14 protein-coding genes are annotated in these 20,558 nt (G+C 69.6%); 3 read left to right on the forward strand and 11 right to left on the reverse strand.

Annotation, left to right across the window (positions count from 1 at the left end; genetic code table 11):
• Positions 1–114: 114 nt before the first annotated feature.
• From ACFVYS_RS03715 to ACFVYS_RS03765, 11 genes are all read right to left on the reverse strand, one after another.
• The gene (locus tag ACFVYS_RS03715; protein WP_389498480.1) at positions 115–1,500 is read right to left on the reverse strand and encodes a ThuA domain-containing protein; all 1,386 of its coding nucleotides are present in this window, start codon (positions 1,498–1,500) and stop codon (positions 115–117) included.
• 11 nt (positions 1,501–1,511) lie between these two features.
• Positions 1,512–4,010 (reverse strand): carbohydrate-binding protein, encoded by a 2,499-nt coding sequence (locus tag ACFVYS_RS03720; RefSeq protein ID WP_389498481.1) that lies wholly within the window; start codon positions 4,008–4,010, stop codon positions 1,512–1,514.
• Positions 4,011–4,138: 128 nt separating this feature from the next.
• Entirely contained in the window at positions 4,139–5,137 is a 999-nt protein-coding gene (locus ACFVYS_RS03725) for a sugar phosphate isomerase/epimerase family protein (protein ID WP_389498483.1), read from the reverse strand.
• Between the two features lie 21 nt (positions 5,138–5,158).
• Positions 5,159–6,367 (reverse strand): Gfo/Idh/MocA family protein, encoded by a 1,209-nt coding sequence (locus tag ACFVYS_RS03730; RefSeq protein WP_389498484.1) that lies wholly within the window; start codon positions 6,365–6,367, stop codon positions 5,159–5,161.
• Between the two features lie 458 nt (positions 6,368–6,825).
• Entirely contained in the window at positions 6,826–7,887 is a 1,062-nt protein-coding gene (locus ACFVYS_RS03735; RefSeq protein WP_389498486.1) for a substrate-binding domain-containing protein, read from the reverse strand.
• A gap of 17 nt (positions 7,888–7,904) precedes the next feature.
• Entirely contained in the window at positions 7,905–8,921 is a 1,017-nt protein-coding gene (locus ACFVYS_RS03740) for an ABC transporter permease (RefSeq protein WP_389498488.1), read from the reverse strand.
• The gene (locus tag ACFVYS_RS03745) at positions 8,918–10,489 is read right to left on the reverse strand and encodes a sugar ABC transporter ATP-binding protein (protein ID WP_389498490.1); all 1,572 of its coding nucleotides are present in this window, start codon (positions 10,487–10,489) and stop codon (positions 8,918–8,920) included. Before ACFVYS_RS03745 ends, ACFVYS_RS03740 begins: the two co-directional genes overlap by 4 nt.
• A 152-nt stretch (positions 10,490–10,641) precedes the next feature.
• Entirely contained in the window at positions 10,642–11,823 is a 1,182-nt protein-coding gene (locus ACFVYS_RS03750; RefSeq protein ID WP_389498630.1) for an ROK family protein, read from the reverse strand.
• A gap of 195 nt (positions 11,824–12,018) precedes the next feature.
• Positions 12,019–12,696 (reverse strand): GntR family transcriptional regulator, encoded by a 678-nt coding sequence (locus tag ACFVYS_RS03755; protein WP_389498492.1) that lies wholly within the window; start codon positions 12,694–12,696, stop codon positions 12,019–12,021.
• A 227-nt stretch (positions 12,697–12,923) separates the two neighbouring features.
• On the reverse strand, positions 12,924–13,871 hold the full coding sequence (locus ACFVYS_RS03760; protein ID WP_314220871.1) for a beta-ketoacyl-ACP synthase III: 948 nt from the start codon (positions 13,869–13,871) through the stop codon (positions 12,924–12,926).
• Between the two features lie 294 nt (positions 13,872–14,165).
• Positions 14,166–15,503: an OFA family MFS transporter gene (locus ACFVYS_RS03765; protein ID WP_389498495.1), complete on the reverse strand. Its 1,338-nt coding sequence runs from the start codon at positions 15,501–15,503 to the stop codon at positions 14,166–14,168.
• Positions 15,504–15,792: 289 nt separating this feature from the next.
• On the opposite strand from ACFVYS_RS03765, the gene ACFVYS_RS03770 reads away from it, so the two are divergent.
• From ACFVYS_RS03770 to ACFVYS_RS03780, 3 genes are read left to right on the forward strand one after another with little or no spacing between them, the layout of a single operon-like run.
• Entirely contained in the window at positions 15,793–16,764 is a 972-nt protein-coding gene (locus ACFVYS_RS03770; RefSeq protein WP_389498496.1) for a 2-dehydropantoate 2-reductase, read from the forward strand.
• A gap of 16 nt (positions 16,765–16,780) precedes the next feature.
• On the forward strand, positions 16,781–18,706 hold the full coding sequence (locus ACFVYS_RS03775) for a molybdopterin oxidoreductase family protein (RefSeq protein ID WP_389498498.1): 1,926 nt from the start codon (positions 16,781–16,783) through the stop codon (positions 18,704–18,706).
• 4 nt (positions 18,707–18,710) lie between these two features.
• On the forward strand, positions 18,711–20,534 hold the full coding sequence (locus tag ACFVYS_RS03780) for an NAD(P)H-dependent oxidoreductase subunit E (protein WP_389498499.1): 1,824 nt from the start codon (positions 18,711–18,713) through the stop codon (positions 20,532–20,534).
• Positions 20,535–20,558: the final 24 nt, after the last annotated feature.

A 20,558-nucleotide genomic window follows, 5' to 3' on the forward strand; every position in this document is an offset into this window, starting at 1 on the left:
GGGAGAGGTAGGCCGAGGAGGACGAACGGGCCGGAACGGCCGGCAAGTTGGGCGCGGTGAGAGGCCGGGGTGGTGACGACGGGCGGGGGTACGGCGTCCCCCGCCCGCCGCCGTTCAGTGGCCCTGGCCGGGCAGTTCCCTGATCCGGACGTCACGGAAGGACACCTGGTCGTCGGCTCCGTGGTTCTGGAGGCCGAGGTGTCCGTCGCGCAGACTCCGCGCCGGATCGGTGTTGGTGAAGTCGTTGACCTTCACGCCGTTGAGCCAGACGCGCAGGCGTTCGCCCTCCACCCGGATCTCGTACGTGTTCCACTCCCCCGGCGGGTTCAGCGCGCGGTCCCGCTTCTTCAGGTCGGCGGACCGGAAGCCGTAGACCGACCCGGTGGTCTTCTCCGGGACGTCGGTGGCGTCGATCTGGATCTCGTAGCCGCTGTTCACAGCGGACCACGGGTCGTCCGAAGGCGGGAAGCCCACGAATACACCGGAGTTGTCGTCGCCGGGGCCGCTCGGGCCGGCGGCTGTGGTCCTCCAGTCGAGCTTCAGGGAATACGCCCCGAAGCTACGACCGGCATACCAGAGCAGACCCATTCCGCCCGTGGACGTCAGCGTGCCGTCGTCGGAGAGGGTGAAGGAGCCGGGTCCGGCCTGCTGCCAGCCGTCCAGGGACGTGCCGTCGAAGAGTGGACGGTATCCGTTCTCCGGTCGGCAGTCCGCCTGCACATCGCCGACCGCATACAGTATTCCGCCCAGCAGGTGTCCACGGAATGCGGGATCCGCATAGGACTCCTTCGTATGGCCGCCTCCGGTGTAGAAGGCGCGGCCACCCTGATAGTTCTGGCACCAGGCGATCGGATGGTCGCCGTTCATGGTGCCGCCCGTGTACGACTGCTCGTCCAGCGAGGCCAGGACGTGCGCCCGCTCGCGCGGGTTGGAGCGGTAGTTGTACCACTCGTCGGTGCGGTTCCAGGTGCGGGCGAGTCCCGAGGTCGCCGGGTGGGCCCGGTCCTCGATGTCGACCGTCGCCGGCTGGATCGCCGGATGCGACTGGAAATAAGCACCGGCCAGGCCGCCGTAGAACTCCCAGTCGTACTCGGTGTCGGCCGCCGCGTGGACCCCGACATAGCCGCCGCCGTGCCGGATGTAGCCCTCGAAGGCGGCCTGCTGTGCGGGATCCAGAACGTCCCCGGTCGTCGACAGGAAGACGACGGCCGCGTAGCGCCGCAGGTTCCCCGGCGTGAAGGCGCCCGCGTCCTCGGTGGCGTCGACTCCGAAGCCGCCCGTCGCGCCGAGCTCTCGGACCGCAGCGACCCCGTCCGGGATCGAGTCGTGCCGGAAGCCGGCCGTCTTGGAGAAGACCAGCACCCGTTTCCCGTTGTTTCCGTTCCCCATGACCTTGTTTCCGCTGTCCCCGGAGTGCGCGGCAGCCGGGCCCGAGACACTGCCGAGGAGCAGCGCCGCGCCCACGACGACGGTGGCCAGTCGGCGGGTTGCATACCTCACGTGCCCTCCTCTCAGCCGGTCGTGAAGGTGAAGTCGTCCACGTCGAAGAGCGCGCCGGAGCCGCCCTTGAAGACGAGGTGGAACGTGGTGGTGCCGCGCGGGGTGCGGGACAGGTCGGCGCTGACGTCCTGGAAGGTCTCCCAGCCGCCGGTCACCGGGACGGTGGCCTTGCCGAGCAGGGTGCCGGTCGGCGAGCCGGCGCGGATCTCCAGCGTTCCGCCCGCGCCGCCCGAGGAGACACGTGCCGTGACCTTCTTGGCGTTGCCGAGGACGTACGGCGTGAACGAGATCCAGTCCCCGTTGTCGATGTCGCCGACCGTCTTGCCGCCGTGGGCGACGGCCTTGGTGATGACCGTGACGCCGGACGAGTCGCCGAAGTGCTCGGCCTGGCGGTGGCGGGGCTGAAGGACGTGCTGGTCGTGCGAGGTGAGCGGGGCCTGGCCGCCGCCTCCGCCGTCGGTGTACTCGGCGTCGAGGACTCCGAAGATGTTGGCGTCCTCGTCGTGGCCGCCGTCGGCGCTGGTCTGGAGGGTGCCGCTGCAACCGGTTGCCGACGTTACCGGGTGGCCGTGGCTGTCGTGGCCGAGGACGAACGTGACCTCGACCTTGGAGCAGTCGATCGCCTTGCCGTCCTCCGGGTCGGTGACCTTCACCTTGAACGGGATCGCGTCACCGAAACTGAACAACTGGCCGTCCTTCGGCGTTTCCAGCACCACCTTCGGCGCCGTGTTCCCCACCACGATCTGCACGCTCGCGCTGCCGGTACGGCCGGAGCCGTCCTCGGCGGTCAGGGTCGCGGTGTACGTGCCGTTCCTCTTGTACTTGTGCGTGGGGTCGGCCGCCGTCGAGGTGCTGCCGTCGCCGAAGTCCCACGCATAGGTGAGCGCGTCGCCGTCCTGGTCGGTCGTTCCGGCGAAGGAGAAACGTACCTTCAGAGGGGCCTGTCCCGACGTGCGGTCGGCTGCGGCCTGGGCGACCGGGGAGTGGCCGTCGGTGGCGTTCTCGATGCGGTACAGACCGGAGTGCTCGTCACCGCCGAACCAGGCGGTGCCGTAGTCGAGGACGTACAGCGCCCCGTCGGGCCCGAACGCCATGTCCATCACCTGGGTGCCGGTCCACGGGACGGCGTTGATCGACTGCACGGCGCCGTTCGCGTCGCTGACGACGCGCTTGATCCAGCGCCGGCCGAACTCACCGGCGAAGAAGTTTCCGTCGTAGGCCTCCGGGAACTTCACCGGCGAGTCGAGCGTGGCGTCGTAGTGGTAGACGGGCCCGCCCATCGGGGACTCGGAACCGTCGCCGAACTCGGGTACCGAGGGGCCGTCGTACGGAATCCAGGCGGGCTGGGCCGGGGGCAGGTCGGTGAGGCCGGTGTTGTGCGGCGAGGTGTTCTTCGGGGCGGCGCAGTCGAAGGGCGCGCCGGATACACCCGTCGCAAAATCGTATGCGATATACGGGTCATTGTCGCCCGTGCAGAACGGCCACCCGAAGTTCCCGGGGCCGGTGACACGTGCGAACTCGACCTGACCGGCCGGTCCGCGAGCCGGGTCGGCCGCGCCGGCGTCGGGGCCGTAGTCGCCGACGTAGAGGATGCCGGTGGCCTTGTCGACGCTGAAACGGAACGGGTTGCGGAAACCCATCGCGTAGATCTCGGGCCGTGTCCTGTCCGTACCGGGCGCGAACAGGTTGCCGTCCGGGACGGTGTACGAGCCGTCGGTGTTCACCTTGATACGCAGGATCTTGCCGCGCAGGTCGTTGGTGTTGCCGGAGGAACGGCGGGCGTCGAAGGCGGGGTTGCGGTTGTCACGCTCGTCGATGGGCGTGAAGCCGTCCGACTGGAAGGGGTTGCTGTCGTCGCCGGTGGACAGGTAGAGGTTCCCTGCCGCGTCGAAGTCGATGTCCCCGCCGACGTGGCAGCACAGGCCGCGCGAGGCCGGTACGTCGAGGATCTTCGTCTCGCTCGAGACGTCGAGCGTCCCGTCCGTCCCGAGCACGAAGCGGGAAAGGCGGTTGACCCCGTCGAAGGGGGCGAAGTCGGCAGCCGTTCCGGTCTCGGGCGCATCGCCCGCCGGGGTGTTCAACGGCGGTGCGTAGTAAAGGTAGATGAAGCGATTGGCTGCGAACTCCGGGTCCACGCCGATGCCTTGGAGGCCCTCCTCGTCGTGGGAGTAGACGTCGAGCTTGCCGGCCAGTCGGGTGTTGCCGGCGGCGTCGGTGAGCCGGAGTTCGCCGTCGCGTGAGGTGTGCAGGACGGAGCGGTCGGGCAGCACGGCGAGCGACATGGGCTCGCCTACCTCGGCCTCGCCCTTGGCGAGGGTGACCTGCTGGAAGCCCTCGGCGGCCGCGGCCACCGGGTCGGCGACGGCTGCGCCGACCTGGGGTGCGGTGAGGGTGAGCGACGCGCCGGCCAGCAGGGCGCCGCTCAGGAGGGCTATGGCTCTGCGGAGCGATGGACGTCGTCGGCGGGTCTCGGCTCTGCGGGTGCCGGTGGTGGGGTCGTTCCCGTGCACGGATGCCTCCAGAGTGGGGCTGGTTGTACGGGCGGGTGCGAATGCCGGGATGCGCCGTCATCCCGGTGACGGATGAAGAGTCAGGTGAGCCTGTGGGGGGCTCGGTTGCCGCGCTTCGGTCAGCCGGCTCAGTTGCCGAACGCCGCGTCGAAGGACGCGGAGGGCGGCTCGAAGTCGAAGGCACGCAGGCGTTCGAGGGCCTCGGGGGCGCCCTGGAGCCGGTCCATTCCGGCGTCCTCCCACTCCACGGAGATCGGGCCCCGGTAGTCGATGGAGCGCAGCATGCGGAAGACGTCCTCCCAGGGGACGTCGCCGTGACCTGCGGAGACGAAGTCCCAGCCGCGTCGCGGGTCGCCCCAGGGCAGATGGGATCCGAGGCGCCCGTTGCGGCCGTCCAGACGCTTGCGGGCCTCCTTGCAGTCCACGTGGTAAATGCGATCGCGGAAGTCCCACAGGAAGCCGACCGGGTCGAGGTCCTGCCACACGAAGTGGCTCGGGTCGAAGTTCAGGCCGAAAGCCGGTCGACGGTCGACCGCCTCCAACGTGCGGACGGTCGTCCAGTAGTCGTATGCGATCTCGCTGGGGTGGACCTCGTGCGCGAACCGCACTCCCTCCGCGTCGAAGACGTCGAGGATGGGGTTCCAGCGCTCGGCGAAGTCCTCGTAGCCCCGCTCGATCATCGACTCGGGCGCGGGCGGGAACATGGCGACCAGATGCCAGATGGCGGAGCCGGTGAAGCCGATCACCGTGTCGACGCCGAAGGCGGCCGCGGCCCTGGCGGTGTCGGCGATCTCGGCGGCGGCTCGCCGCCGGACGCCCTCCGGTTCGCCGTCGCCCCAGATACGGGCGGGCAGGATGGCCCGGTGGCGTTCGTCGATGATGGCGTCGCAGACCGCCTGCCCCACCAGGTGGTTGGAGACGGCCCAGCACTTCAGCCCGTACTTGTCCAGGAGTTGGTGGCGGGACTCCACGTAGCCGGGGTCCGCGAGCGCCTTGTCGACCTCGAAGTGGTCGCCCCAGCAAGCGAGTTCCAACCCCTCGTAACCGAAGTCGCGGGCGAGGCGGCAGACCTCCTCCAGGGGCAGGTCGGCCCACTGGCCGGTGAACAGTGTGAACGTACGCGGCATGCTCCAGGCCCTCCTTGGTCCTCAGTCCGCTATCGGGGTGTAGACGGAGTTCTTCTCGGCGCTCTCCTCGACCGCCGCCAGGACACGCTGGACCTGAAGCCCGTCGGCGAAGGAGGGTTCGGGGCGGCTGCCCTCGGCGACGGCGTGCACCAGGTCGCGGACCTGGTGGACGAAGGTGTGTTCGTAGCCGAGCCCATGGCCCGGGGGCCACCAGGCGTTCAGGTAGGGATGGTCGGGTTCGGTGACGAGGATGCGGCGGAAGCCGGCATGTGTGCTCGGTTCGGTGGCGTCGTGGTACCAGAGCTCGTTGAGACGCTCCAGGTCGAAGGCCAGCGAGCCTCGTTCACCGTTGAGTTCGAGACGCAGGGCGTTCTTGCGTCCGGTGGCGAACCGGGTCGCCTCGAAGGAGGCGAGCGCGCCGGAGGTGAAGCGACCGGTGAACAGGGCGGCGTCGTCCACGGTGACCGTGCCGGTGCCGTCGGCGGAGGCCGCGCTCAGGCCGCTCGTCGGACCACCGGGCAACGGCCGCTGCCGTACGAAGGTCTCGGTGATCGCGGAGACTCCGGCGAGCCGCTCCCCCGCCAGATGCTGTGCGAGGTCGACGATGTGCGCGCCCAGGTCGCCGAGCGAGCCGGAACCGGCCAGTTCCCTGCGCAGCCGCCACGTCAGCGGGAACTCGCGGTCGACCAGCCAGTCCTGAAGGTACGTCACACGGACGTGTCGCAGTGTGCCCAGTCGCCCTTCGGCGACTATCCGCCGGGCCAGTGCGGTGGCCGGGACGCGCCGGTAGTTGAAGCCGACCATCGTCAACTGGCCGTTCGTGTAAGCGGCTTCGGCGGCTCGGGCCATGGTCTCGGCCTCTTCGACGGTGTTCGCGAGGGGCTTCTCACACAGGACGTGTTTGCCGGCGGCCAGCGCCGCCACAGCGATTTCGGCGTGGGAGTCGCCGGGGGTGCAGATGTCTACGAGGTCGACGTCGTCCCGGGCGATCAGAGCACGCCAGTCGGTCTCGGTAGCCGCCCAGCCATGCCGGTCCGCCGCCGCCCGCACGGCGGAGGGGTCTCGGCCGCAGATCACGGCGAGGACCGGACGGCGGGGAAGATCGAAGACTCTGCCCGCGGTACGCCAGCCCTGGGAGTGGGCGGCGCCCATGAACGCGTAACCGACCATCCCCACGCGGAGCGGCTGCTTGCCCGCCTCCGGTCCTGCTGAATGCTGCGGCTGTTCCATACGGTTGTCCTCCTTGTCGTCGTGGCACGGTGGGGGGCGGGACGCCGTCGGGCACAGGGGCCCGGGGCCGTCCGGCGGATGCCAGGGGGAGCTGGTTGCCGCCGGACGGGGCTGATGCCGCACGGTTCGGGTTCGGATGGACGGGGTGGACGGGGTGGACGGGGTGGACGGGGCCGATGTGGCGGATGCGACCGGTCGGACGGTGCACCGCCCCCGGACCCCGTGGCCCCCTACGGGGAGAGCCGACGGCTGCGTCGGCGCCGTGCGGGGCCGGGGCGTACCCCACGGAAGTCGGTGGTTCCCGCACCACGTCCGCGGTTCGGGCCGCTCGGCGGAACGCCCCGCGCACGGAGCCTGCGGTCGCTCTCTCGTCGCCCGGATCCCGTATCCCGTAGCCGACTGCCCGTGTACCGCAGCCGGCCCGATGGCGTGCGACCGTCCCCCGGACAGAGCACGCCCTACTTGAAGCCGGTGGACATGTACTGGTCGACGTTGGTCTTGTCGACGACTGCCGAGTAGAGGGTGATCGAGGCGGGGATCTCGTACTCGGCGAGACCGCCGACGCCCTTGCCCTGACCGAGCGCGCGGGCGAGGTCGATGGCGGAGGCAGCCATGGTCGGCGGGTAGAGAACGGTTGCCTTCAGGACACCGCTGTCCTGCTTGATCGCCTGGAAGGCGGCAAGAGCGCCCGCTCCGCCGACCATCAGGAAGTCGTCACGTCCGGCCTGCTCGATGGCGCGCAGCGCGCCCACACCCTGGTCGTCGTCGTGGTTCCACAACGCGTCGAACTTGGACTGCGCCTGCAGCAGTTGGGCCATCTTGGCCTGACCCGACTCGACCGTGAACTCGGCGGCCTGCCGGGCGACCTTCTTGATGTTGGGGTAGTTCTTCAGCGCGTCGTCGAAGCCCTGGGTGCGCTGTTTGGTGAGCTCCAGGTTGTCCAGTCCGGCCAGCTCGATCACCCGGGCGTCGGCCTTTCCCTTGAGCTTCTCCCCGATGTAGTGCCCGGCGTTGAGACCCATTCCGTAGTTGTCGCCGCCGACCCAACACCGGTACGCCTGAGGCGTGTTGAAGATCCGGTCGAGGTTGACCACGGGAATGCCCGCTCGCATCGCCTTCAGGCCGACCTGGGTGAGGGCCTTGCCGTCGGCGGGCAGCACGACCAGGACGTCGACCTTCTTGTTGATGAGCGTCTCGATCTGGCCGATCTGCTGGGCGGTGTCGTTCGAGCCCTCGGTGATCTCCAGCGTCACGTCGGAGTACTTCTTCGCGCGACTCTCCGCGTTGTCGTTGATGGCGTTGAGCCAGCCGTGGTCGGCCTGCGGTCCGGCGAAGCCGATGGTGACCTGCTTGCCGGGCTTGTCGTCGGCGGCCGGCTGGTCGTTCGCGGCCGGTTCCTCGTCCTTGGAATCGTTGCTGGTGCAACCCACGAGGAGGGTCCCGGCCGAGACCGCGGCAGCCCCGAAGAGCATTCCTCTACGGCTGGTGAAGCGGTTCGTGAACGGTGTCGGTTCTGGCATGACGGTGAACCCTTTCCTCAGGTCGTGCTCGCGGTACGGCGCTGGACCAGCACGGCGGCGACGATGATCGCGCCCTTGGCGATCTGCTGGACGTCGCTCTGCAGGTTGTTCAGGGCGAAGATGTTGGTGATCGTGGTGAAGATCAGTACACCGAGCACGGAGCCGGTGATGGTGCCACGCCCCCCGGTGAGCAGGGTGCCGCCGATGATCGCGGCCGCGATGGCATCGAGCTCGTAGAGGTTGCCGTTGGTGTTCTGACCCGAGCCGGACAGGATGATCAGCAGGAAGGCGGCGATGCCGCAGCAGAGGCCGGACAGCAGGTAGAGGTACAGCCGCTGGCGGCGTACGTCGATGCCGGCGAGCCGCGCGGCCTCCGCGTTACCGCCGACGGCCACCGTGCGGCGACCGAACGTGGTGCGATTCAGCACCAACCAGCCGCTGACCGTCACGATCGCGAAGACGATCACGAGCGGCGGGACACCGAGCACATAGGCGTCGCGCTCGCCCAGGTCGAGGACGCCGTCCACGGTCACGATCTGCGTCCGGCCGTCCGTGAGCTGGAGGGCCAGTCCGCGGGCGGAGGCCAGCATGGCGAGCGTCGCGATGAACGGCACCATCCCGCCGTACGCGATGAGCAGACCGTTGACCAGGCCGCAGCCCAGTCCGACGATCACCGCCGTGAAGAGAATGCCCGCGAAACCGTATTCCTGGGTGGCGACCGTGGTCGCCCACACCGAGGCCAGCGCGACGATCGCACCGACCGAGAGATCGATGCCCCCGGAGGTGATGACGAAGGTCATCCCGACGGTGACGACGCCGATCACGGACCCCTGGGTGAGGACCAGTTGCAGGTTGCGGGTGTCGAGGAACTCGTCCGGTTTGGTGATCCCGCCGATCATGACGAGCGCGGCGAGCACGCCGAGCAGGGAGAGGGTGCGGACGTCCGCGCGGGCCACTGCGGTGCGCCAGGCGGGGAGCGGGATCTGTGGCACCTTGTCGGTGCTGTCCCGCGGTGGGGAGACGGGCTGCGTCATGACGCCGGGCTTCCTTCCATGACGAGATCGAGTACGCGGTGTTCGTCCAGCTCCCAGGCGGGCGCCGTGTGGACGACGCGGCCTTCGCGGAGCACCAGCACGCGGTCGGCGAGGCCGAGCACCTCGGGCACCTCACTGGAGACCAGCAGCACGGCGAGGCCTTCGTCAGCCAGTCGACGGACGACTGCATACAGTTCGGCGCGGGCACCGACGTCGACACCGCGCGTGGGCTCGTCGAGGAGCAGGACCCGGCAGCCGCGCAGCAGCCAGCGGGCCAGGACCGCCTTCTGCTGGTTGCCGCCGGACAGGGTGCGCACGGGGACGGACGGATTGTCGGGGCGCAGCGACAGCTCACGCGTCGCGGCCCGCGCCGCCCCCCGCTCGGCTCGCCGGTCGATCCAACCCCCGCGCGAGAAGCGGGACATGGAGGAGACGGAGACATTGCGGGTGACGGACTCCAGCATCAGCAGGGCCTGCGCCTTGCGTTCCTCGGGGGCCAGCCCGAGCCCGGCCCGTACCGCCGCCCGCACACTGCCTGGACGCAACGGCGAGCCGTCGATAAGGACTTGACCGGCACTCGGCTTCCGCGCCCCGTAGATCGTCTCCAGGATCTCCGACCGCCCCGAGCCGACCAGACCGGCGAGCCCGACAATCTCCCCGGGCCGCACGGTCAGGTCGAGGGACGCGAACTCACCGTCCCGGGCGAGCCCTCGTACTTCCAGCACGGGTGTCCCGGCGGGGGACCCGGCACCGATCCCGGCCGCTCCTCCGGCACTGTCCGTGGCGGCGCCCCCGTCACCCGACCGCCGCTCGGGAAAGACGTACTCGACGTTGCGCCCCGTCATCAACGCGACGACCTCACGGGTCGGCGTCGTCTTCGCCGGGAGCCCGCCCGCCACCGCGCGGCCGTCCTTCAGTACGGTCACGCGGTCGCCGATGCGGCGGATCTCCTCGAGCCGGTGCGAGATGTAGACGACGGCCACTCCGTCGGCGGTCAGGTCGCCGACGATACGGAACAGGTTGTCGACCTCGTCGGGGTCGAGCGCGGCGGACGGTTCGTCCATCACGATCAGCCGCACGTCGTGGGAGAGCGCACGCGCCATGGAGACGATCTGCTGTTGCGCCGCCGACAACTCCCCGACCGACCGGGCAGGATCGATCTCGGCATGCCCGAGTCGCTTCAGCAGGGCGCTCGTCGAGGCGCGCGCCACCTTGCCCCGTACGACGAATCCGGCGGCCGTGGGCTCATGTCCCAGGTGGACGTTCTCGGCCACCGACAGGTGCTCCACCAGGTCGAGTTCCTGGTAGATGGTGGCGATGCCGAGACGCATGGCGGCGATCGGGGAGCGCAGGGTGACGGGGTCGCCCTGCCAGCGGATGACGCCGTCGTCGGGCTGATGGGCGCCGGCCAGAACCTTGATGAGGGTGGACTTGCCGGCACCGTTCTGGCCGAGCAGACAGTGCACCTCACCGGCTTGGACGGCGAGGTCGACGCCGTCCAACGCCCGTACTCCGGGGAAGGACTTGGTGATGCCGGACATGCTGAGCAGGGGTGGTTCTGTTGCCATGTGGGTTCCCCTCGGCGGACGTGCGGGCCGGAGTCAGGGCACAACAAAGTCGTTGTTCTCAGGGCAGAGCAGGACAGAGCAGGGTTGGACAGGACGGGTCAGGGCAGGGCGGAGCGACACGCTGTGCTGGTGAGACCGTGCCGGGTAGCGGCTCAGGCGGGTGAGAAGAGGTGGTCGCTGATCAGCCGGGCCGCGCCGATGACACCGGCGGTGGGGCCCAACTCCCCCAGAACAATGGGTAGGTTGCCGGTCGCCAGGGGCAGCGACTGGCGGTACACCTGGGTGCGGATCGCGGCGAGCAGGGTGTGGCCGAGGCCGGTCACACCGCCACCGATCACCACCAGGCCGGGATTGAAGAACGAGACGAGTCCGGCGATGACCTGGCCGACACGGTTGCCGCCCTCGCGGATCATCTCCAGGGAGGTGACGTCTCCCGCGGCCGCCGCGGCGGCGACATCGACGGCGGTGAGGCCGCCGTTCGCCGCCAGCCGTGCCGCGAGTTCCGCCGAGAGACCCTGCTGGGCCGCCTCCAGTGCGTCCCGGGCCAGGGCCGCACCGCTGAAGTAGGCCTCCAGGCAACCCCGGTTGCCACAGGCGCACGGCCGGCCGTCGGGCACGGCCTGGATGTGCCCGATGTCGCCCGCGCTGCCGGTCGTACCGCGGTAGACATGGCCGCCGACGACGATGCCGCAGCCGATCCCGGTGCCGATCTTGACGCAGAGGAAGTCGGCGACGGTGCGGGCGACGCCCGCGTGCTGCTCCCCCATCGCCATGAGGTTCACGTCGTTGTCGACCATGACCGGGCAGCCGAGTTCCTGACTGAGCGCCTCCCGCACGGGGAAGCCGTCCCAGCCGGGCATGATCGGCGGCGCCACCGGCACGCCTTCGGGGAAACGAACCGGCCCGGGTACGCCGATGCCGGCGCCGTCGAAGCCCTCGGCGAGTCCCGTCGCCCTCAACTTCGCGGCCATGGACAGGACTTGCTCGAAGACCGCGACCGGACCCTCACGTACGTCGAGGGGCTGGTTGAGATGTCCGAGGGTCTCCAGTTCGGCGTTGGTGACGGCGACGTCGACCGAGGTCGCGCCGATGTCGACGCCGAGGAAGCGCAGCCCGGGGTGGAGCCGGACGTTGTGTGAGCGGCGGCCGCCGCGCGAGGCGGCGAGTCCGTCGGCCACGACCAGCCCCGTCTCCAGCAGCCGGTCCACCTCCACGGCCAGCTTGGACCGCGACAGGTCGACCTGATCACCCAGTTGGGCTCGGGAGTTGGGGCCGCCGTCCCGCAACAGCTTGAGCAGACGGGCCTGATGGGCGTTCGCGGGCCGTGCCGTCATACGTCTCACGAGCCCCTCCCCGCCTCAGTTCGGCCACCAGTGTCGGGCTTTCGAAGGGAACGTAGCAGCGCCTGCCGAACCTGGGAAGAAGCTGTGCACGGATTGCCGTCAACTTTCTCCACTCACAGGACAAAGAGCGAAGCCGGCGCACCCGAAACCGGTCGAAGGCCGGTGAGACACGTGTCCCGAGCAGGCTCAGGGCTTGGGACGGTCGTGATACGAACGCCGGGTGTGCTCCGTGTGCTCACGCATCAGCCGGGTGGCCAACTGCTCGTCGTGGGCGGCGATCGCCGCGATCAGATCACGGTGCTCGATCCAGGACTGATGGCCGCGCTGCCGGGCGATCGGCGTGTAGTACCAGCGCACCCGGCGGTCCACCTGGGCCGCCAGTTCGGCGAGCACCGCGTTGCCCGCGAGCTCGATGACCTTCGCGTGGAAGCGGGCGTTCAGGGCGACTGCGGTGTCCACGTCGTCACCGGCCACGGCCAGCATGCCCTGGGCCAGGATCTCGTCCAGGGCCTCGATGCCGGCCTTGTCCGCGTGCGCCGCGGCGAGCCGTGCGGCCTCCGCCTCCAACAGCGTGCGCACGGTGAGGAGTTGATCCGCCTCGTCCTCGGTCGGCTCGTGCACGAACGCGCCCTGGGCGGGCCTCAGGTCCACCCAGCCCTCGGTGTTCAGCCGCTGGAGCGCCTCGCGCACCGGCTGCCGTGAGACGCCGAGGTGCGTGGCGAGTTCGCTCTCGACGAGATGCTGACCGGGCTGGAGGGCGCGGGTGGTGATGAGTTCGAGAAGTGCCTCGTAGACGCGGTCGCGCAGCGGGCCGGGGCGTTCGAGTTTGGGCACCGCGCCCTGCGGCAGTCCTGTCGACAACATCGGTCGGTCCCCCTCCTGGGCAACACCGGGCAACTGCAACCGGAAAGCCACATATCGATTGACGTACTCGGCTGTCCGTAGCCGATCGACTGTCTACAGCCGAGTATCGATTGTCTTTCGTCTACAGTCTACGGCGCACAGTAGCCAGAGCCGGGCACAGTCGATCGCGTCACACTACGCCGCGCTCCACCCGCGGGAATCCACCCGCGACCGCGTCCCGCCCCCGCTCACGGGCAGCGCACGACCTGTCCCGCGTACGACAGGTTGCCGCCGAAGCCGAACAGCAGTACCGGGTCCCCCGTGGAGACGGCGCCCTGCTCGACGAGCTTGGAGAAGGCCAGCGGGATGCTGGCGGCGGACGTGTTACCCGATTCGGTGACGTCACGCGCGACCACCGCGTTGACGGCGCCGATCTTCTGCGCGAGGGGTTCGATGATGCGCAGGTTCGCCTGGTGCAGGACGACGGCGGCGAGGTCGGCGGGGGTGAGGCCCGCCCGCTCGCAGGCCTGTCGCGCCAGCGGCGGCAACTGGGTGGTGGCCCAGCGGTAGACGCTCTGCCCCTCCTGCGCGAACCGTGCCGGCTGCCCCTCGATACGCACCGCGTGTCCCATCTCGGGCAGCGAGCCCCACAGCACCGGCGAGATGCCGGGCTCCACGCCGTCGGGACAGGCCTCGATCACGGCGGCGCCCGCTCCGTCGCCCACGAGCACGCAGGTCGTGCGGTCGCTCCAGTCGGTCACCTCGGACATCTTGTCGGCGCCGATGACCAGGGCACGGGTCGCGGCGCCCGCGCGGACCGTGTGGTCGGCGGTGGCCAGCGCGTGGGTGAAACCGGCGCAGACGACGTTGACGTCCATCGCGGCCGGCCGCGGGATGCCGAGGCGGGCGGCGACCCGGGCCGCCATGTTCGGCGAGCGGTCGACGGCCGTGGAGGTCGCGACCAGCACCAGGTCGATGTCGCTCGGCGCGAGGCCGGCCGCCGCGAGCGCCTTGGCCGCGGCGTGCGCGGCCAGCTCGTCCACGGGCTCGTCGGGTCCGGCGATGTGGCGCGTGCGGATGCCCACCCGGCTCCTGATCCACTCGTCACTGGTGTCGACCAGGCCCGCCAGATCCTCGTTGGTGAGCACCTTGGCGGGCTGGTAGTGGCCGACGGCGGCGATGCGCGAGCCGTTCATTGGGGGGTCCCCTCGTTGCCTTGGGTAGCGGGATCCACCAGTCTGATCAGTGACTCACGGGTACGAGGGCGCGTGAAGCGACAGGAAACCGGTTCCCGGGTTGTCGGCTTCCCCATAGCCCTCGGACGCCCGAGCAACCGCCGAACGCATACCTGCCGAACACCCGCCCCCCGAGAAACACCGCTACCCGGTTACTTGGTGAACAGCTGTGTCGCCTTCTGTACCAGCTCATAGAGCCCGTAGGCCAGCGGCGCCCCCACCCACAACCAGGCGAAGGCGATCAGTGGGCGCCTGTCAGGCTGCGGACTCGGGCTGCTGTCGTTCGACATCGGCGGCCTCCCTCTGGGCGGGGACGTGGTGGTGGCGGGCGTGGACGGGCCGGACGAGTTCGTTGGCGACGAAGCCGACGGCCAGCAGCCCGATCATGATGAACAGGGACAGGGTGTAGAGGGAGGAGCCGTGCTTTCCGGCGTCCTCCTGCCGGTCGGCGATCCAGTTCACGATCAGCGGACCGAGCACGCCCGCGGTGGACCAGGCGGTGAGCAGCCGCCCGTGGATCGCGCCGACCTGGTAGGCCCCGAACAGGTCCTTCAGATACGCGGGGATCGTAGCGAAACCGCCGCCGTAGAAGGAGAGGATCACCAGCGCGCACAGCACGAACAGGGGTTTCGACGAGTCGCCGATCAGCGCGATGAGGGCGTACATCAGGGCACCGACGCCCAGATAGACCCGGTAGATGTTCTTGCGTCCGATCAGGTCGGAGGTCGACGACCAGCCGATCCGGCCCGCCATGTTCGCCGCGGACAGCAGGGCCACGAAACCGGCGGCCGCGGACACCGAGACCGGCGTGGAGGTGTCGGCGAAGAAGTCCGTGATCATCGGGGCGGCCTTCTCCAGGATGCCGATACCCGCGGTCACGTTCATGCAGAGCACGACCCACAGGCACCAGAACTGCGGAGTGCGCACCGCCGTGCTGGCCGAGACCTGGACACCCTCGACGACGCTGGGCCCGCCCGCGACCGGTTGCGCAGCGCGCGGTACCCGCACCAGCAGGACACCCAGCGTCATGAATACCGCATACGAAAGCCCATGTACGAGAAACGCGAGGGCGATGCCGGAGCTGTCGGAACCGAACGACTCCAGCATCTGCGCCGACCAGGGCGAGGCGATGAGTGCGCCGCCGCCGAAGCCCATGATCGCGATGCCGGTGGCCATACCGGGCCGATCCGGGAACCACTTGATCAAGGTGGAGACGGGCGATATGTAACCGATACCGAGACCGATTCCACCGACGAAGCCGTAGCCGAGGACGATCAGCCAGTACTGCTCGGTGGCCGCTCCGAGCGCGGAGATCAGGAAACCGGACGAGAAGCAGATCAGGGCGACGGTCATCGCCCAGCGTGGTCCGTTGCGCTCGACCAGCGTGCCGCCGAAGGCGGCGGACAGACCGAGCATGACGATGGCGAGCTGGAACGGGAGCGCGCTCTGGGTGCCGCTGAGGCCGAGCGAGGACTCCAGCGGCGGCTTGAACACGGACCACGCGTAGGCCTGGCCGATGGAGAGATGGACCGAGAGAGCGGCCGGGGGGACGAGCCAGCGGCTCCAGCCGGCCGGTGCGACAGGGGGACTCATGAGTCCTGAACGGTAGGAACCGGCGCGGGCGTTGAAAAGGCAGCGCGTCGACCGTATGCGGTGAACGGTATCCAGGCTGCGCCGAACGGTCAGACCGACCGGTTTCCGTAACCGCTTCCGAGGCCGTTTCCCGGCACCTCACCCTTTCCCGCGCGCTCCCAGACTTGCCGCGAATCACCTCAGGCGCTGCGCCAACCCTTGCCGCCCCATCCTCCATACTGTAGACAATATTTCGTCGACAGGATTCGACAGTTCCTCGGTACCCTCGACCGAACGGAGCTCCCTCGCAATGAAAGTCGCAGTCCTCGGCGCCGGTGCGATCGGCGCCTACGTCGGTGCGGCGCTCCACCGCGCCGGCGCCGACGTGCATCTCGTCGCCCGTGGACCGCATCTCGCGGCCATGAGGCGGGACGGAGTGCGGGTGCTCAGTCCGCGCGGCGACTTCACCGCCCGCGCCCACGCCACCGACGACCCGGGTGAGATCGGCCCGGTCGACTTGGTCTTCCTGGGTCTCAAGGCCCACTCGTACGCGGCGTGCGGGCCCCTGATCGAACCCCTGCTGCACGACTCCACCGCGGTGGTCGCCGCTCAGAACGGCATCCCCTGGTGGTACTTCCACCGCCACGGCGGGCCTTATGACGGACTGCGCATCGAGAGTGTGGACCCGGACGGCGCGGTCAGTGCGGTGCTCGCGCCCGAACGGGCCGTCGGCTGTGTGGTCTACGCGGCCACCGAGCTCGAAGGGCCCGGCGTCGTACGCCACTTGGAAGGAACTCGGTTCTCCGTCGGCGAGCCCGACCGCGGCGTCTCGACCCGTTGTCTGGCCTTCAGCGAGGCCATGCAGGCCGGCGGGCTGAAGTGCCCGGTGGAACCGGCCCTGCGCAACGACATCTGGCTCAAGCTGCTGGGCAACATCTCCTTCAATCCGATCAGCGCGCTGGCCCGCGCCACCATGCGGCAGATGTGCCTGCACGGCGGCACCCGCCAGGTCATCGAGACGATGATGCGCGAGACGCTCGCCGTCGCCGAGGCCCTGGGCTGTGAGGTGGGCGTCTCCATCGAGCGTCGGCTCGCGGGGGCGGAGAAGGTCGGCGACCACCGCACCTCCACGCTCCAGGACCTGGAGCGCGGCAAGCCGCTCGAACTCGACGTACTCCTGGCGGCCGTCGTCGAGTTGGCGGAGATCACCGGCGTGGACGTGCCCACCCTGCGCACCGTGCACGCCATCTCGGACCTGCTCGCGCTGAGGAGCGCCGCATGATCGCTGGGGAGCACGCATGAGGAAACGCGACCGGACCCCGAAGACCTACACCCGGCTCACCCGACCACTCATCAGGGACTCCCGCAACGAACCCTTTCGCGAGGCGAGTTGGGAAGAGGCGCTGGAGCGCACCGCACGGGGCCTGGAGCGCAACCGCGAAGCGTTCGGCATGTTCTCCTGCGCCCGCGCGACCAACGAGATGAACTACGTGGCCCAGAAGTTCGCCCGGGTCGTCATGGGCACCAACAACGTCGACTCGTGCAACCGGACCTGCCACGCGCCGAGCGTCGCCGGCCTGTCGGCCGCCTTCGGCTCCGGTGGCGGGACGTCGTCGTACGAGGAGATCGAGCACACCGACGTCATCGTGATGTGGGGGTCCAACGCGCGTTTCGCGCATCCGATCTTCTTCCAGCATGTGCTGAAGGGGGTCAGGAACGGCGCCCGGATGTACGCGGTCGACCCGCGCCGGACGTCGACCGCCGAGTGGGCGGACAGTTGGCTCGGCCTCAACGTCGGCACGGACATCCCGATGGCCCACGCGATCGGCCGCGAGATCATCCACGCGGGTCTCGCCAACGAGGCGTTCGTCGAACGCGCGACCAGCGACTTCGAGGCCTACAGGGCAGTCGTGGAGCCCTGGACACTGTCCCTCGCGGAAAAGATGACAGGCGTACCGGCGCCCGCCATAGGGGAGTTGGCGCATGCCTACGCCCGCGCCGAGCGCGCCCAACTGTGCTGGACTCTCGGCATCACCGAGCACCACAACGGCACGGACAACGTGCGCGCGCTCATCAACCTCTCGCTGCTGACCGGGCACGTTGGCCGCTACGGCTCCGGGCTTCAGCCGCTGCGTGGACAGAACAACGTCCAGGGCGGTGGCGACATGGGCGCGATCCCCAACCGCCTCCCCGGGTTCCAGGACATCCTCGACCCCGATGCCCGGCTGAGGTTCGAGTCCGCCTGGGACACCGTCATCCAGCCGCACTACGGACTCACCCTCACGGAGATGTTCGAGGCGATGGAGGAGGGCTCGCTGAAGGCCGTCTACTGCATCGGCGAGAACCCCGCCCAGTCCGAGGCGGACAGCGAGCAGGCCGTACGCCGTATGCGGTCCCTCGACTTCCTCGTCGTGCAGGACATCTTCCTCACGAAGACCGCCGAGCTGGCGGACGTGGTGCTGCCCGCCACGGCCGGCTGGGCAGAGACCGACGGCACAACGACCAACAGCGAGCGCAGAGTTCAGCGGGTACGGCGCGCCGTGACGCCGCCCGGCGAGGCGCGTGAGGACATCGGCATCCTCTGCGACCTGGCGACACGGCTCGGTCACGAGTGGAAGTACGCGGACGCGGAGGCCGTCTGGAACGAGCTCAGGTCGGTGTCCCCGGACCACTACGGGATGACGTACGACCGACTGGAGAAGCACCAGGGCATCCAGTGGCCGTGCCCGAGCACCGAGGAGTTCGAACCCGCCCATCTGCACGGGCGGTTGTGGGAGAGGAGTCCCGAACGGCGAGGCAGGCTGGCACCGTTCGGAATCGTCCAGCACGATCCGCCGGTCGACCTCACGGACGAGGAGTACCCGATCCGGCTGACGACCGGGCGGCGACTCGACTCCTACAACACCGGTGTTCAGAGCGGGAGTTACGCGTCCCCATTGCGCCGCGGCGAATACGTGGAGCTGTGCCCGGAGGACGCGGAGCACTACGGGATCGTCGTCGGCGAGGAGGTCCGGGTGAGCTCGCGGCGCGGATCCGTGGTCGCGCCGGTCTGGATCGACACCGCCCTGCGGCCCGGCCTCGCCTTCATGACCATGCACTTTCCCGACGAGGTGGACACCAACCAGCTGACGATCGAGGCCAACTGCCCGATCGCGGGGACGGCGGAGTTCAAGGCGTCGGCGATCCGGATCGAGAAGCTCCCGGCCCCGACCTACGTGAGGTGATGTCGTGGACCTGCACTTCGGTGACAGCAAACCGACGGACGACGAACGGGCCGCCGTGGACGCCGTGTTCGGCCCACCGCAGTCCTCGTGGGAAGGCGCCGACCGTTGCGACGCGGACCTGCGGTGGGCGCGGGGCGGACGTGAGGCCCGGGACCGCCGCGACCTGCTGCTGCCGGGGCTGCACGCGATCAACGACCGAATCGGCTGGATCAGCGAGGGCGCCCTCGACTATCTGTGCCGCCGCCTGACCGTGCCTCCGGCGGAGGCCTACGGCGTCGCCACCTTCTATGCGATGTTCTCGGTCACACCGCGGTCGGCCACCGTGCTCCACGTGTGCACGGACCTCGCCTGCGCCGCCGCGGGCGCCTCCGCGCTGTGTGCCGGGATCGAGTCCCGCCTGGGCAGGGGCAGCGGGGTGTCCGTCGAGCGCAGCCCCTGTCTCGGCCTGTGCGAGCGCGCCCCGGCCGCACTCGTCGTGAAGTCCGGCGATCCGGTGCGTACGGCGGTTTCGGCGCCAGCGAGCGTCGAGGCGGCGGTACTCGCCGCGAGCGCCCCCGACTCGGCTCCCGAGGAGGAGCCGGCGGCGGACGCGGTGCCCCAGGCAGGGCAACCGTCGCTGATCCTGCTCAGCCGAATCGGCGTGGTCGATCCGTCGTCGCTCGACGACTACCGAGCTCACGGCGGCTACACGGCCCTGCGCCACGCCTTCGCGCTCGGCCCCTCCGGGGTCATCCGCGAGGTCACCGACTCCGGCCTGCTCGGTCGCGGCGGCGCCGCCTTCCCCACCGGCCGCAAGTGGCAGGCCACGGCATCCCAGCCCGACCATCCGCACTACCTGGTGTGCAACGCGGACGAGTCCGAGCCGGGCACCTTCAAGGACCGCGTACTCATGGAGGGCGACCCGTACGCGCTGGTGGAGGCGATGACGGTCGCGGCGTATGCGGTCGGCGCGCACAAGGGGTACCTGTACCTGCGCGGCGAGTATCCGCGCGCCCTGCACCGTATGCAATATGCGGTCGACCGTGCACGCGCTCGCGGTCTGCTCGGCGACGACATCCTCGGCCAGGGCTTCGCCTTCGACATCGAGATCCGGCGAGGCGCCGGCGCGTACATCTGCGGCGAGGAGACAGCCCTGTTCAACTCCATCGAGGGCTACCGGGGCGAGCCGCGCTCGAAACCGCCGTTCCCCGTGGAGAAGGGCCTGTTCGGCAAGCCGACGGTCGAGAACAACGTGGAGACGCTGGTGAACGTCCTGCCGATCCTCACCATGGGCGCTCCGGCCTATGCGGCGATCGGCACGCCCAGGTCCACCGGTCCCAAGCTGTTCTGCGTGTCGGGCAGCGTCGAGCACCCCGGCGTGTACGAACTCCCCTTCGGGGCGACGCTGGGCGAACTCCTCACCCTCGCCGGGGTGCGCAAGAGCCTGCGCGCCGTGCTCCTCGGCGGCGCGGCCGGCGGTTTCGTACGTCCCGACGAACTGGACATCCCGCTGACCTTCGAGGGCACCCGGGAGGCGGGCACGACGCTCGGTTCCGGGGTCGTGATGGCCTTCGACGACACCGTCCCGCTGCCCCGACTGCTGTTGCGCATCGCCGAGTTCTTCCGGGACGAGTCGTGCGGGCAGTGCGTGCCCTGCCGGGTCGGAACCGTACGGCAGGAGGAGGCGTTGCACCGGATCGTGGAACGGACCGGCTCCGACGCCGCCCCCGACATCGCCCTCCTGCGCGAGGTCGGCCGCGCCATGCGGGACGCCTCGATCTGCGGCCTGGGCCAGACCGCGTGGAACGCCGTGGAATCCGCCATCGACCGTCTGGGGGCGTACGAATGACCGCGACCGTCCGCACAGGAGGAG

This window comes from Streptomyces sp. NPDC058295 (assembly GCF_042880655.1).
Lineage (GTDB): Bacteria > Actinomycetota > Actinomycetes > Streptomycetales > Streptomycetaceae > Streptomyces > Streptomyces coriariae.

What these genes read in the sequence shown, in the direction of transcription:
- ACFVYS_RS03735 (WP_389498486.1), bottom strand. Translation starts at nt 7,887, where the DNA reads ATGCCAGAACCGACACCGTTCACGAACCGCTTCACCAGCCGTAGAGGA.
- ACFVYS_RS03740 (WP_389498488.1), bottom strand. Translation starts at nt 8,921, where the DNA reads ATGACGCAGCCCGTCTCCCCACCGCGGGACAGCACCGACAAGGTGCCA.
- ACFVYS_RS03755 (WP_389498492.1), bottom strand. Translation starts at nt 12,696, where the DNA reads ATGTTGTCGACAGGACTGCCGCAGGGCGCGGTGCCCAAACTCGAACGC.
- ACFVYS_RS03730 (WP_389498484.1), bottom strand. Translation starts at nt 6,367, where the DNA reads ATGGAACAGCCGCAGCATTCAGCAGGACCGGAGGCGGGCAAGCAGCCG.
- ACFVYS_RS03750 (WP_389498630.1), bottom strand. Translation starts at nt 11,823, where the DNA reads ATGACGGCACGGCCCGCGAACGCCCATCAGGCCCGTCTGCTCAAGCTG.
- ACFVYS_RS03760 (WP_314220871.1), bottom strand. Translation starts at nt 13,871, where the DNA reads ATGAACGGCTCGCGCATCGCCGCCGTCGGCCACTACCAGCCCGCCAAG.
- ACFVYS_RS03765 (WP_389498495.1), bottom strand. Translation starts at nt 15,503, where the DNA reads ATGAGTCCCCCTGTCGCACCGGCCGGCTGGAGCCGCTGGCTCGTCCCC.
- ACFVYS_RS03725 (WP_389498483.1), bottom strand. Translation starts at nt 5,137, where the DNA reads ATGCCGCGTACGTTCACACTGTTCACCGGCCAGTGGGCCGACCTGCCC.
- ACFVYS_RS03775 (WP_389498498.1), top strand. Translation starts at nt 16,781, where the DNA reads ATGAGGAAACGCGACCGGACCCCGAAGACCTACACCCGGCTCACCCGA.
- ACFVYS_RS03770 (WP_389498496.1), top strand. Translation starts at nt 15,793, where the DNA reads ATGAAAGTCGCAGTCCTCGGCGCCGGTGCGATCGGCGCCTACGTCGGT.
- ACFVYS_RS03745 (WP_389498490.1), bottom strand. Translation starts at nt 10,489, where the DNA reads ATGGCAACAGAACCACCCCTGCTCAGCATGTCCGGCATCACCAAGTCC.